At 57.1% G+C, this 12916-nt stretch carries 11 protein-coding genes; 7 read left to right on the top strand and 4 right to left on the bottom strand.

Annotated elements, in window-relative coordinates; genetic code table 11:
* Positions 1-9 precede the first annotated feature (9 nt).
* From yqhD to KGP26_RS24330, 4 genes are all read left to right on the top strand, one after another.
* Positions 10-1173: an alcohol dehydrogenase gene (yqhD, locus tag KGP26_RS24315; RefSeq protein ID WP_094983147.1), complete on the top strand. Its 1164-nt coding sequence runs from the start codon at positions 10-12 to the stop codon at positions 1171-1173.
* Positions 1174-1329: 156 nt separating this feature from the next.
* Positions 1330-2376 carry an NAD(P)-dependent alcohol dehydrogenase gene (locus tag KGP26_RS24320; protein WP_094983148.1) on the top strand — a complete coding sequence of 349 codons (1047 nt, stop codon included), beginning with the start codon at positions 1330-1332 and terminating at the stop codon, positions 2374-2376.
* Positions 2377-2463: 87 nt separating this feature from the next.
* A complete protein-coding gene (gene dkgA / locus KGP26_RS24325; RefSeq protein WP_021806845.1) occupies positions 2464-3279 on the top strand; it encodes a 2,5-didehydrogluconate reductase DkgA in 816 nt (271 codons plus the stop codon).
* 139 nt (positions 3280-3418) lie between these two features.
* Entirely contained in the window at positions 3419-4024 is a 606-nt protein-coding gene (locus KGP26_RS24330) for a transglycosylase SLT domain-containing protein (protein ID WP_223664681.1), read from the top strand.
* 131 nt (positions 4025-4155) lie between these two features.
* On the opposite strand, the gene KGP26_RS24335 is transcribed toward KGP26_RS24330, so the two are convergent.
* Together KGP26_RS24335 and KGP26_RS24340 are read right to left on the bottom strand one after the other, a co-directional pair.
* Positions 4156-6321, bottom strand: a complete 2166-nt coding sequence (locus KGP26_RS24335) for a YgiQ family radical SAM protein (protein ID WP_021179531.1) — start codon at positions 6319-6321, stop codon at positions 4156-4158.
* 87 nt (positions 6322-6408) lie between these two features.
* Positions 6409-7143, bottom strand: a complete 735-nt coding sequence (locus KGP26_RS24340; protein WP_021179530.1) for a GntR family transcriptional regulator — start codon at positions 7141-7143, stop codon at positions 6409-6411.
* A gap of 215 nt (positions 7144-7358) precedes the next feature.
* Between KGP26_RS24340 and KGP26_RS24345 the strand changes: the two genes are divergently transcribed.
* Genes KGP26_RS24345 through KGP26_RS24355 form a run of 3 tightly spaced genes read left to right on the top strand, consistent with a single transcriptional unit; the run spans position 7359 to position 10707 of the window.
* Positions 7359-8375 carry an ADP-ribosylglycohydrolase family protein gene (locus KGP26_RS24345; RefSeq protein WP_223664682.1) on the top strand — a complete coding sequence of 339 codons (1017 nt, stop codon included), beginning with the start codon at positions 7359-7361 and terminating at the stop codon, positions 8373-8375.
* Positions 8376-8383: 8 nt separating this feature from the next.
* Complete coding sequence (locus tag KGP26_RS24350) at positions 8384-9781, top strand: cytosine permease (RefSeq protein WP_021806848.1); 1398 nt, start codon at positions 8384-8386, stop codon at positions 9779-9781.
* Positions 9778-10707, top strand: coding sequence for a PfkB family carbohydrate kinase (locus tag KGP26_RS24355; protein ID WP_021806849.1), 930 nt, complete (start codon positions 9778-9780; stop codon positions 10705-10707). Before KGP26_RS24350 ends, KGP26_RS24355 begins: the two co-directional genes overlap by 4 nt.
* Positions 10708-10743: 36 nt before the next feature.
* On the opposite strand, the gene KGP26_RS24360 is transcribed toward KGP26_RS24355, so the two are convergent.
* Positions 10744-12003 carry a nucleoside permease gene (locus tag KGP26_RS24360; RefSeq protein WP_223664683.1) on the bottom strand — a complete coding sequence of 420 codons (1260 nt, stop codon included), beginning with the start codon at positions 12001-12003 and terminating at the stop codon, positions 10744-10746.
* A gap of 72 nt (positions 12004-12075) precedes the next feature.
* Positions 12076-12897, bottom strand: coding sequence for a xanthosine phosphorylase (gene xapA, locus KGP26_RS24365; RefSeq protein ID WP_024529143.1), 822 nt, complete (start codon positions 12895-12897; stop codon positions 12076-12078).
* Positions 12898-12916: the final 19 nt, after the last annotated feature.

A 12916-nucleotide genomic window follows, 5' to 3' on the forward strand; every position in this document is an offset into this window, starting at 1 on the left:
AATACGATAATGCAAAACTTCATCCTCCATACCCCAACCAAAATCCTGTTCGGTAAAAACCAGATTGCCGAATTAGGCAAACAAATCCCGGCAGACGCCCGCATCCTGATCACCTACGGCGGTGGCAGCGTGAAGAACAACGGCGTGCTGGATCAGGTCTATGCCGCGCTGGCTGGCCGCAACGTGCAGGAGTTCTCCGGTATCGAGCCTAACCCGACCTATGAAACCCTGATGAAAGCGGTGGAAGTCGTGCGGGCAGAAAAGATCGACTTCCTGCTGGCGGTCGGCGGCGGTTCAGTGGTTGATGGCACCAAATTCATCGCGGCAGCGGCCGACTACCAGGCCGATCGCGATCCTTGGCATATCCTGAAAACCGTGGGCAGCGAGATCGTCAGCGCAGTACCGATGGGTTGCGTACTGACCTTGCCAGCGACCGGCTCCGAGTCCAACAGCGGCGCGGTGATCACCCGTAAGAGCAGCGGCGACAAACAGCACTTCTTCTCCCCGCTGGTGCAGCCTCTGTTCGCCGTGCTCGATCCGGTGGTGACTTATTCGTTACCACCGCGCCAGATCGCCAACGGCGTAGTGGACGCCTTTGTCCACACCATTGAGCAATACCTGACTTACCCGGTCGATGCCAAGGTGCAGGATCGCTTTGCCGAAGGCCTGCTGTTAACGCTGCTGGAAGATGGCCCACGTGCGCTGGCCGAACCGGAAAACTATGCGGTACGTGCCAACGTGATGTGGAGTGCCACCATGGCGCTGAACGGCCTGATCGGTGCCGGTGTGCCGCAAGACTGGGCAACGCATATGCTCGGCCATGAGCTGACCGCCATGCACGGTCTGGATCATGCGCAAACCCTGGCCGTCGTCCTGCCTGCCTTGCTGGTAGAGAAAAAAGCCCAGAAGCGCGAAAAACTGCTGCAGTACGCCGATCGCGTCTGGGGTCTGCGTGAGGGTTCCGAAGAAAGCCGTATCGACGGCGCGATTGCCGCCACCCGTGCCTTCTTTGAGCAAATGGGCGTGCCAACCCGCTTGTCTGATTATCAACTCGACGGTAGCTCCATCCCTGCGCTGCTCGACAAGTTGCACCAGCACGGCATGACCGCTCTGGGCGAGCATGGGGACATTACGCTGGAAGTCAGCCAACGCATTTATCAAGCGGCACGCTAATTGCTGGCGCACGATTTCATCGCAACATCACAGTTTCCTGCTAGGCTTTAGTTTCTACTTACCGTGCCCGACCGATCATCGGGCACGGTTGTGCGCCTTGTCCGCGCTTTCGATCGCATCGCATAACATCGTCTCGTTAACTCATGGGAGAATTTTATGGCGAACCAATCCAGCTCCGTATCTGACAATAGCATTCGTGCCTGGGCCGCGCCCGGCCAGGGACAGCCGCTTGAACCCTTTACCTTCGACGCCGGTGCATTAGGCGACGAAGAAATTGAAGTTGCTATCGACTACTGTGGCGTCTGCCACTCCGACCTCTCCATGCTCAATAATGAATGGGGCATGACCCACTATCCGTTCGTGCCCGGCCATGAGGTGGTGGGCAAAGTCACCAAGCTCGGTGCCCATGCGCAGAACAAAGGGCTGAAGATTGGCCAGGTGGTGGGCGTTGGCTGGAACCGCGGCAGTTGTATGCACTGCCACCCCTGTATGTCTGGCGATCAGCATCTGTGCAACGAGGTACAACCTACCATCATTGGTCGCCACGGCGGTTTTGCCGATCGCATCCGCAGCCACTGGGCCTGGGCGATCCCACTGCCGGAAGGCGTTGACGTGACCAGCGCCGGGCCGCTGTTCTGCGGCGGGATCACGGTGTTCAACCCGCTATTGCAGTACGATGTCCGCCCGACACAGCGCGTTGGCGTGGTCGGTATCGGCGGCCTGGGCCACATGGCGATCCGCTTTATGCATGCCTGGGGCTGTGAAGTCACCGCCTTCACCTCGTCCAACAGCAAACGTGACGAAGCGCTTTCGTTGGGTGCACACCGCGTGGTGGCCAGCAATGACGGCGCCGCATTACAGGCCATCGCCAATCAGCTCGACTTTATTCTGGTCACCGCCAGCGCCTCTTTAGATTGGGATGCCTTTATCGGCACCTTGGCCCCGAAAGGCCGCCTGCACTTCGTTGGGGCGATCCCCGACCCGGTGCCGGTTCAGGTATTCTCGTTTATCAGCAAACAGGCTGAACTTTCCGCTTCACCTACCGGTGCCCCTTCACGCCTGGCCGATATGCTGGCGTTCTGCGCCCGGCATGGCATTGAGCCGCAGGTGGAGCATTTCCCATTGAGCAAGGTCAACGATGCCATCGCGCATCTTGAAGCGGGCAAGGCCCGTTATCGTATCGTACTGGATATGCACGCTTGAGCTCGCAAACTCGGCAAGCGCTGAGGTGGCGAACTAAAATTCATGTAAGCAGGCTTTGGCCTGAAAGCAGTCATAAGGAGATAGCGCATGCAACCCATCATCAAACTCCACGATGGTAATCTGATGCCGCAGTTGGGACTCGGCGTATGGCAAGCCAGCATTGAAGAAACTACGCAGGCCGTCACCAAGGCGCTGGAAGTCGGCTATCGCTCCATCGACACCGCCGCGATTTACAAAAACGAGGAAGGGGTGGGTGCCGCGCTGCAAGCCACCGCGATCCCACGTGAAGAGCTGTTTATCACCACCAAGCTGTGGAACGACGATCAGGGCGATCCGCAGGCAGCACTGGAAACCAGCCTGAAAAAGCTGAAGCTGGATTACGTCGATCTCTACCTGATCCACTGGCCGAAACCGGCACAGGATCGCTATGTCGAAGCCTGGCGCGGCTTGATCAAACTGCGTGAGCAAGGGCTGGTGAAAAGCATCGGCGTCTGTAACTTCCACACGCCACATCTGCAACGCCTGTTGGATGAAACCAGCGTCGCGCCGGTGATCAACCAGATCGAACTGCACCCGCTGCTGCAACAGCGCCAGCTGCGCGCCTGGAACGCGACTCATCACATCGCCACCGAATCCTGGAGCCCATTGGCGCAAGGGGGTGAAGGCGTCTTCGATCAACCGCTGATCAAGAAGCTGGCGGAGAAGTACAACAAGACGCCAGCACAGATCGTCGTGCGCTGGCATCTGGACAGCGGCCTGATCGTGATCCCGAAATCGGTGACGCCCGCGCGCATTCGTGAAAACTTTGAGGTGTTTGATTTCAAACTGGATAAGGACGAACTGGGCGAAATCACCAAGCTGGATATCGGTAACCGCCTGGGGCCGGATCCAGACTCTCTGTAAACATCACGGGGTCGCACTGTCGGCCCCGTTGCTTTATTGTTGGCAGCCTCTCGCGTTAATTGGCTTTTAACCCAAGATCTTATCGGTCACTGGCGCTATGATATGGCGCAGCGATCCGATCACAGCAGCTTGGAGTTTCATGACCTTCTCTTTCTCATCTTTGCCGCGCCTGACCATGGTGTTAATGCTGTTGGTGCTGGCGGGCTGTTCCAGTAAGCACCAGCGTACTAGCCACGATCCTCACGCCTATGACGATGAAATCGAAGACGCGGCCGACGAATATGATGTCGATGAAAAGCTGATCGCCGCCATTATTCAGGTAGAGTCCGGCTTTAACCCCAAGGCTGTCAGCCCTTCCAACGCCATCGGCCTGATGCAGCTCAAGGCGAATACCGCCGGTTGTGATGCCTACCGCTTTAAAGGCAAACGCGGCTGCCCGGATGATGACGATCTGTTGGATCCAGAAACCAATATCGATCTGGGGGCAGCCTATATCGGTGCGCTGCAACAGCAGCAATTGAAGTGGATTGACGATCCGGTGACCCGCCGCTATGCCACTGAAGTGGCCTATGCCAACGGCGCAGGAGCCTTGCTACGTACCTTCTCCAGCGATCGCAAAAAAGCCATCAGAATGATCAACAACCTGTCACCCGAGGCCTTTCACTGGCATGTGCGCCAGTACCATCCCTCACCGCAGGCACCGCGCTATATGCTGAAGGTCGAGGCGGCGTATAACAGTTTCTAGCCTGGCAATAGCTAGCTCCATAGCGTCTTTCCTGAAAGGGATAACAAAATAATATCCTCACCAAGGGATAATTTATGGAATATCCCCTCTAGGGGATAAAAGAAAGGGAGCCACTTGGGCTCCCTGCTCTATCAGGCCTTACCGTTGCGGATAGGCTTGCGCGGTGGCTTGTTGGACGGCGTGCGCTGGCGGGTAATGTCCGTGTGCTTGGTCAACGCCGGGCGGGTATGCCGCTGTAAGCGCTTGGCCTCGCGCTGCTCGTCAATGCTCGGTGCTGGCACCAGGCATTCGCGACGGCCACCAATCAGGTGCTTCATCCCCATCTCTTCCAACGCGGTGCGGATCAGCGGCCAGTTGAGCGGATCGTGATAGCGCAACAATGCCTTATGCAGGCGGCGCTGGCGATCGCCCTTCGGAATAAACACGTCTTCGCTCTTATACCCCACCTTACCCAACGGGTTCTTGCCGCTGTAATACATGGTGGTGGAGTTCGCCATTGGCGACGGGTAGAAGTTCTGTACCTGATCGAGACGGAAACGGTTTTTCTTCAGCCACAGGGCCAGATTCACCATGTCCTCATCGCGGGTACCCGGATGCGAGGAGATGAAATAAGGGATCAGATACTGCTCTTTACCTGCCTGTTTGGAATACTGGTCGAACAGCTGCTTGAAGCGATCGTAGCTGCCCATCCCCGGCTTCATCATCTTGGACAATGGCCCGGTTTCGGTATGCTCCGGCGCGATCTTCAGATAGCCGCCCACGTGATGGGTCGCCAGTTCCTTGATATAGCGCGGATCTTCAACCGCCAGATCGTAACGCACCCCGGAGGCGATCAGGATCTTCTTGATCCCTTCCAGCTCACGGGCGCGGCGGTAAAGTTTGATGGTCGGCTCATGGTTGGTATCCATATAGGTACAGATTTCCGGATACACACAGGAGGCGCGACGGCAGGTTTGCTCGGCACGCGGGTTGGTACAGCGCAACATATACATGTTGGCCGTTGGACCACCCAGATCGGAGATCACCCCGGTAAAGCCCGGCACCTTGTCGCGGATCTCTTCGATTTCACGCACGATCGAGTCTTCCGAACGGCTCTGGATAATGCGCCCTTCATGCTCGGTGATTGAACAGAACGAACAGCCGCCGTAGCAGCCACGCATAATGTTCACCGAGAAGCGGATCATATCGTAGGCCGGGATACGCTCTTCGCCATAGGATGGGTGCGGCACACGTTGGTACGGCAGGGCAAACACGCTGTCCATTTCCGGCGTGGTGAGCGGGATCGCCGGTGGGTTGATCCACACGTAGCGGTCGCCATGTTTTTGCATCAACGCACGCGCGCAGCCCGGGTTGGTTTCATGGTGCAGGATGCGCGAAGTATGGGCATACAGCACCTTGTCCGCCTTTACCTTCTCAAAGGAAGGCAGCAACACATAGGTTTTTTCCCACGGTTTGGGTTTGGCGGCACGCACGGTGACGGGTTTGGCCTCTGGCTCTGGCGTGCTGCCATCGGCACAGGGCAAATCTTCACCGTAAGGATTAGGGATTGGCTCGATGCGGCCCGGTTTGTCCAGGCGAGTAGAATCCACCCCGCTCCAGCCCGGCATGGCCCCTTTACGCATCACGGCGGTGTTACGGATATCGTGGATGTCCTGAATTTTTTCACCCGCCGCCAGGCGATGCGCCAACTCCACCAGCGGGCGTTCGCCGTTGCCGTAGATCAGCATATCGGCCTTGGAATCCACCAGCACCGAACGGCGCACGGTATCCGACCAGTAATCATAATGGGCAATACGGCGCAGGCTGGCTTCGATACCGCCCAGGATGACCGGAACATCTTTATAGGCTTCTCTACAGCGTTGGCTATAGACCAGCGTCGCGCGATCCGGGCGTTTGCCACCCACGTTACCGGCGGTGTAGGCATCGTCATGACGCAGTTTACGATCGGCGGTATAGCGGTTGATCATCGAATCCATATTGCCGGCGGTCACACCAAAGAACAGGTTCGGTTTGCCCAAACGCATAAAGTCTTCTTTGTTGCTCCAGTCCGGCTGGGCAATGATCCCCACGCGGAAGCCCTGAGCCTCCAGCATGCGGCCCACAATCGCCATGCCAAAGCTTGGGTGATCGACGTAAGCATCCCCGCTGATCACAATCACATCGCAGCTATCCCAGCCTAATTGGTCCATCTCCTCACGCGACATCGGTAAAAACGGCGCGGGGCCAAAACATTCGGCCCAATAAGGCTCATAGGAGAACAATTCACGTTCGGGTTGGATCAGGCTGGTAGTGCTCATTCGGGTGCTCTTGTGCAGGTTAATTTATCGCCGGGCGGCGATTATACGCACTCGCCGCCAAAAGAGCATGGTTATTTCTCAGATTACTCAGCTTTTGACCTCAAACTCGTACACATCGCTGCGGCACAGCGTTTCGCTGAACTCCAGCACTTCGCCCTGAACGTTGCGGCTGATCTGGACAATGCGTAACAGCGGCGTGCCGCTTTGCACATTGAGCAAGCTGGCGTTTTCATCATTGCTGGCAACCGCTTTCAATAAAAAATGCCTGCCCTCTGGCACAATCCCTCGCGACTTCCATAGTGCATACAGCGAGTGTTCCAGCTCTTCGGGATCGGGCAAAAAACGGGTCGGGATATAGGTGGTCTCCAACGATACCGGATTGCCATCCATCAACCGCAGGCGGCGTAACTTGACCACGATACTGTCGCTTGCCAACTCCAGCGCCTTGGCTACCTCACTGGGTGCCTTTATGCAGGAACGCAACAGCCATTGGTTGCTGACGCTGCTGCCACTGCGCAAAACCTGCGCGGTAAAGCCGCTATCCTGATTGAGGGAATAACCGATGTGCATGGCCACTCGAGTACCAATGCCCTGTTGGCGTGAGACCAGCGCTTGTTCCTCCAGCAACCTCATCGCCTTACTGACCGTAACGCGTGACAAATCCAATGCTTCAGCCAACACGCGTTCCGGCGGTAAAAAATCGCCGACGCCCAGCACACGCTGCTTGATGGCAATTTCCAGGGAATTCGCCAGTTGGATGTAACGTGGTGCCGCCGCTGCCTGTGAAAGCTGCTGACGCAGCCAGGCAATAAAATCATTCATCGGACCCACCTCTGATTTGTTCGCATTCCTCAACCGCCTCGTTTTTACCATATTTGTCACATTCAGGGTAATTACACCATGCGCACTTGCATTGGACTTAGATTGGAGTCACATTTTTCGACTATTGGACTTTAATTGGATCCATTTTACGACTAACATTAGCAACACTGATGTTTTACATCGGTTAGCACCAACACCAGGGAACACCCATATAAATGAAAAATATAAAAAATCCTCACCACGCCATACTCGGGGCGCTCTATGGGCAAGCCGTAGGCGATGCGATGGGGATGCCGTCAGAACTGTGGCCTTTACAACAGGTTAGTGATTATTTTGGTTGGATCGCCAGCTTCCTGCCTGGCCCGGCAGAAAATATTGCAGCAAACGGCTTTATCGCCGGGGAATACACGGACGACACCCAGCAGGCCGTGGCCTTGATGGATGCGCTCTTGGCCGCCGAGGGCCGGGTCGAGCCGGAACGTATTGCTCACCACATCATGCTGTGGGCAGAACGGATCGGAGCCTTTGAGAAAAATATCCTCGGCCCCAGCTCCAAAGCCGCGCTGTTGGCGTTCCGCGCCGGTACACCGGTGGCAGAGATCGCCGCTAACGGCGTGACCAATGGAGCAGCCATGCGTGTCGCTCCGTTAGGTTGCCTGCTGCCAAGTAGCGATTTGCCAGCCTTTATCACAGCGGTAAGGCTGTCTTGCAGCCCGACCCACAAGTCGGATATCGCCGTGGCTGGCGCTTTTGCCATTGCCTGGGCCGTTAGCCGGGCTGTCGAAGGCGCGGATTGGGCCACCATCAAGCAAGAACTGCCTGCACATGTGGAGCAGGTGCAACAGCAACATATCACCACCTTCAGCCCTTCGCTCAGTCGCCGTCTGGTTTGGGCGCTGGAGTTCACCGCTAACCTGGGCCATCTGCCGGATAGCGAAGCATTGGCGGAGCTTTACCATACCGTCGGTGCCGGGATGGACACTATCGAGTCGATCCCAATGGCATTGGCGCTGGTTGAACTGGCAGACACCGATCCGCAACGTTGTGCGATCCTGGCCGCCAATCTGGGTGGAGATACCGATACCATTGGCGCCATGGCAACGGCGATCTGCGGAGCCTTACGCGGCATAGCCGCCTTCCCGGCGGAGTGGATTGCCACGATCAATAGCGCCAATCAAATAGATTTTGAGCCCTACGCGGCCGCTCTCCTCAGGCTGCGCAAACAGGAATAAATCGCACCATGAGTGAAATCAACCGCAGTGAGACATGGAAAGTAGAAAGCACGGGGATCGATCGCGTGCCGGATGCAGAGCAGACCGGTAAACCGCTCGAGCTGTTCTGGATATGGTCTGCCGCCAACATCGGTATTCTCGGCGTGGTGTACGGGGCAATTATTGTCGCGTTCGGCCTGTCCTTTATCCAGTCAATCCTGGCCGCATTGGTCGGCGTAGCCAGTTTTGCTTTGGTAGGCTACACCAGCTTCGCCGGGAAACGTGGCCGCACCTCTACTTTGACCTTATCGCGGGTGATTTTTGGTCTGAAGGGCAACATCGCGCCCACCACCTTCAGTTGGATCAACCTGATGGGTTGGGAAGCGGTGAACGTCATCACCGGCACGCTCACCCTGGCCGCGCTGTTCCAGGCCATAGGCCTGAGTGAAAGCCACTCCCTTACCGCTTTCAGCCTGTTGCTGTTTGGTGGCTTGACCATCGTAGTCAGCCTGCTGGGCCAGAACACGGTAGTCTGGATGCAGAGCTGGTTCAGCCGGATATTCGGCACCATGACGCTGATTGTGGTGCTATATATCGTCTTCACCACCGAATGGGGCAAAGTGCTGTCACTGCCTTCCGGCAGTTGGTTGACCGGCTTCCTGCCCGCCGTTTCGGTGATCGCCGCCGGTACCGGGATCAGTTGGGCCATTGCCGGGGCCGATTACAGCCGTTATCAAAGCCCAGAATCTTCAGATAAAAGCATCTTTGCCGCCGTGGTGGGCGGTGCCTGCCTGCCCCTGATCCTGCTAATGTTCACCGGCATTCTGCTTTCGGTACAGCTGCCGGATCTGGCCAGCGCCGCCAACCCGATTGCGTTAATCGGTTCGGTGCTGCCAAAGTGGATGGCTATCCCTTATCTGCTGGCTGCGACCGCCGGTATCGTCACTATTGCCGTGCTCAGTCTCTACTCCGCCAGCCTTAACCTGCTAACGCTAGGCGTGAAGGTGAAACAGTCTCTGGCCGTCTCCATTGACGCCGTGGTCATCCTTGGCATCGCCATCTATGTGCTGTTTATCTCTGGCGACTTTATGGGGCCATTTATCTCTTTCCTGGTGTTCTGCGGGGTATTCCTTGCCGCCTGGGAAGCCATTTTCATTCTCGATTATGCTAAAGTGCGCCGTCATCATGGTTACGACGGTAATGCCCTGTACGGCCTGAACGGCCAGAACCGCGGCGTGCGTAAGGTGCCACTATTCTGCTGGTTCCTCGGCGCCTTGTGCGGGCTGCTGGTGACCAAAACCGGCTTTATCGATGGCCCATTGGCAAAAGGCCTGTTCGCTGATTCCAGCCTGGGGCTGTTCGTTTCCTTCCTGGTCAGCCTGGTTGCCTATGGCCTCTATCTGGCAAGCAACAAAGGACATCAATGAGTGAATTTGTCGCAGTAAAACCTATTCTGGTGGTAGGCGGAGCCGTGGGAGACGTGGTCCTCACGCTGCCAAAGCTGCCGGTCAGCGGTGAAGATATCGAAGCGCAGCCGCAAGAGCGTCAGATTGGCGGTTGTGCCTTCAACGTAGCGCGGGCACTACGCCGCCTGGATGTCCCCGTGATTAACGGTATGCCGGTGGGCAACGGAGACTGGGGAGCGGCCATCGAAGCCGCCATGCAGGAGCTGGATTTGCCGGTGCTGTTACGCCATGGCCAGTTGGATAATGGGTGGTGTCTGGCATTGGTGGAACCCAACGGTGAACGTACTTTTGTTACCGTGACCGGTTGTGAAGCCCATTGGAATAAGGCGCAGCTGGCTACCCTGCCGCTAACGCCGGAAACGGTGGTCTATGCCAACGGCTATGAACTGGTGGGGGAACCTGGTGAAGCACTGCGCGACTGGCTTACCCGCTTGCCGTTCGATCAATGGCGGTTACTGGATCCCGGCCCGCGTGTCGGCCAACTGGGTGAAGAGTTTTTCGCCATGCTTAGCGACAGCCACACCTTGCTCACCCTCAACCGCGACGAAGTTGCGATCTTGTGTGGGGAAGGTGATGCTGTCAGCGCTGCGCAACGTTATGCCACAGCGCATAACATTACCCTGATTTGCCGGTTGGATCGTGACGGTGCCTGGGTCTGTGATGGCCGCAATGAGCCGCAGCATGTGCCCGTTTACCCGGTTGACGTCGTCGATACCATCGGTGCGGGGGATGCCCACTGCGCGGGTGTGCTAGCCGGGCTTTCCGCTGGCCTGCCGCTGGTGCAAGCGGTCGATCTTGCCAACCGCGTGGCCGCCTGCGTGGTGGCCAGCCGTGGTGCCGCCGGAGCACCAGACTGGCAACAGCTGCAACAGCGTTTTCCTGCCTGATATCACAGGGGCTGAACTCAGCCCCTGTGTTTTACCTTAATGTGCCTTCTGCAGCTCGCCGCTCATCTCTTCCGGCCGATGCTGGTAGTTGAAAGACAGGGCAAAAATCACCCCCAGCACCAACGTATAGGCGGCAAACACCAGCCAGATACTCTGCCAATCTTTCACCCCGTTATGGGTGAAGAAGTCCACGACCTCGCCGCTGGCAATGGCACCAGCGTAAGCCCCTGCACCGTTAACCATGGTCATAAACAGCCCCTGAGCGCTGGCACGAATGCGGTGGTCGGTCTCTTTCTCCACAAAGATGGCACCGGAAATATTGAAGAAATCAAACGCGCAGCCGTAAACGATCATTGAAAGCAGGAGCAGCAGGAAGCCGAACCCGGCAGGCGTACCATAGGCCAGGAACAGGAAACGCAGCGTCCAGGCCGCCATGCTGATCAGCATCACCTGCTTGATGCCGTATCTACGCAGGAAGAACGGGATGGTGAGGATGAAAAACACCTCAGAGATTTGCGACAGGGAGAGCAGCACCGAAGGATAGCGCACGCTGAGGCTGTCCTGATACAGCGGGTTAAGAGAGAAATCGTGCAGGAACGGGTTGCCGAAGGTATTGGTGATTTGCAGCGCCGCCCCCAGCAACATGGCAAACAGGAAGAACACCGCCATGCGCTTTTGCTTGAACAGCACGAACGCATCCAGCCCCAACATACTGACCCAACTTTGCGAGCGTTTCACCTTGTTGGTCGGGCAATTTGGCAGCGTCAGGGAGTAGACGGCCAATAGCAGCGACACCGCGGAAGCCAGATACAGTTGCATATTGCTCAATTCAATGCGGCTAAAGCTGATCAACCACATCGCCAGAATAAAGCCCACGGTGCCATAAACCCGCACCGGCGGGAAATCCTTGACCGTATCAAAACCGTGCTTTTCCAGACAGAAGTAAGAAATGGCGTTGGAAAGCGCCATGGTGGGCATATAGACCATCGCGTTGAACAGCATGACCCAGAACATCACCATCGGCTGATCGACCTGTGCGGCGTAGTACAACGCCACCGCCCCCAGCAGATGACAAAGGCCATACAGACGGTTGGCCTTGATCCAGCGATCGGCAATGATCCCTGCCAGGCTTGGCATGATCAGCGCAGCGATCCCTTTCGAACTGTACACCATGCCTACCTGCGCCCCGCTGAAGTGCAGGGTGTTGATCATGTAGGATCCCAACGTCACCAACCAGGCGCCCCAGATAAAGAACTGGAGAAAAATCATCACCTTCAATCGTGTTTTTATTGCCATTACCATCACCTATTGTTGTGATTTACGCGGCAAGGTAGGGCTTGCCGCGGGGTAGTCGGATGGAAATAAGAATTACAGCGTTTTGAAGAACTCACGGATCAGGCGCATAAAGTCGTCTGCCGCCAGCGCAGCGCAGCTCAGCGTCTGCTCATGGGAAAGCGGCGTATCGGATAACCCTTCGGCATAGTTGGTCATCGCCGAGACCACCAGCACCTTCAGGCCGCAGTGCCGGGCCGAAAGCACTTCTGGCACGATCGACATCCCCACCACGTCGCAGCCCAGCGTCTGCATCATGCGGATCTCGGCCGGGGTTTCAAAGTTCGGGCCGGTGTAGGCGGCAAACACCCCTTCAGCCAGTGGGATACCGGCCTTGGCCGCTACCGCCGCCAGCTGCGCACGCAGGTCACGATCGTAGGCGTTAGCCAGGCTGAAGAAGCGTGGGCCAAAACGCTCGTCGTTGGCCCCCACCAGCGGGGATTCCGGCATAAAGTTGATGTGGTCGGTCAGCGCCACCAGGCTACCCGGGGCGACCGATTTACGCAGTGAGCCAGCAGCATTGGTCGCCAACAGGAATTCGCAGCCCAGCAGTTTGAAGGTGCGCACGGCAGTGGTCATCACCTGCATGCCACGGCCCTCATAGAAATGCCCGCGCCCTTTCATGCACAGTACCGGCACGCCTTCCAGCCAGCCCGCCACCAATTGCCCTGCGTGGCCCACTACGCCGCTCACCGGGAAACCTGGTAATTCGGTATAGTCGATGGTTACGGCGTCGGTCATTACGTCTGCCAGCGCCCCCAGTCCCGATCCCAGAATCAGTGCGGCGCGGGGTTGAAAGCCTGGTAGTCTGGTCCGCAGCACATCGGCACAAGAAAAAGCATCGTCTTGATTAAACATAGTATTCTCTTCTGTAGGG

Origin of the sequence: Serratia sp. JSRIV002 (assembly GCF_019968725.1) — a bacterium.
In the GTDB taxonomy this organism is placed as follows: domain Bacteria; phylum Pseudomonadota; class Gammaproteobacteria; order Enterobacterales; family Enterobacteriaceae; genus Chania; species Chania fonticola_B.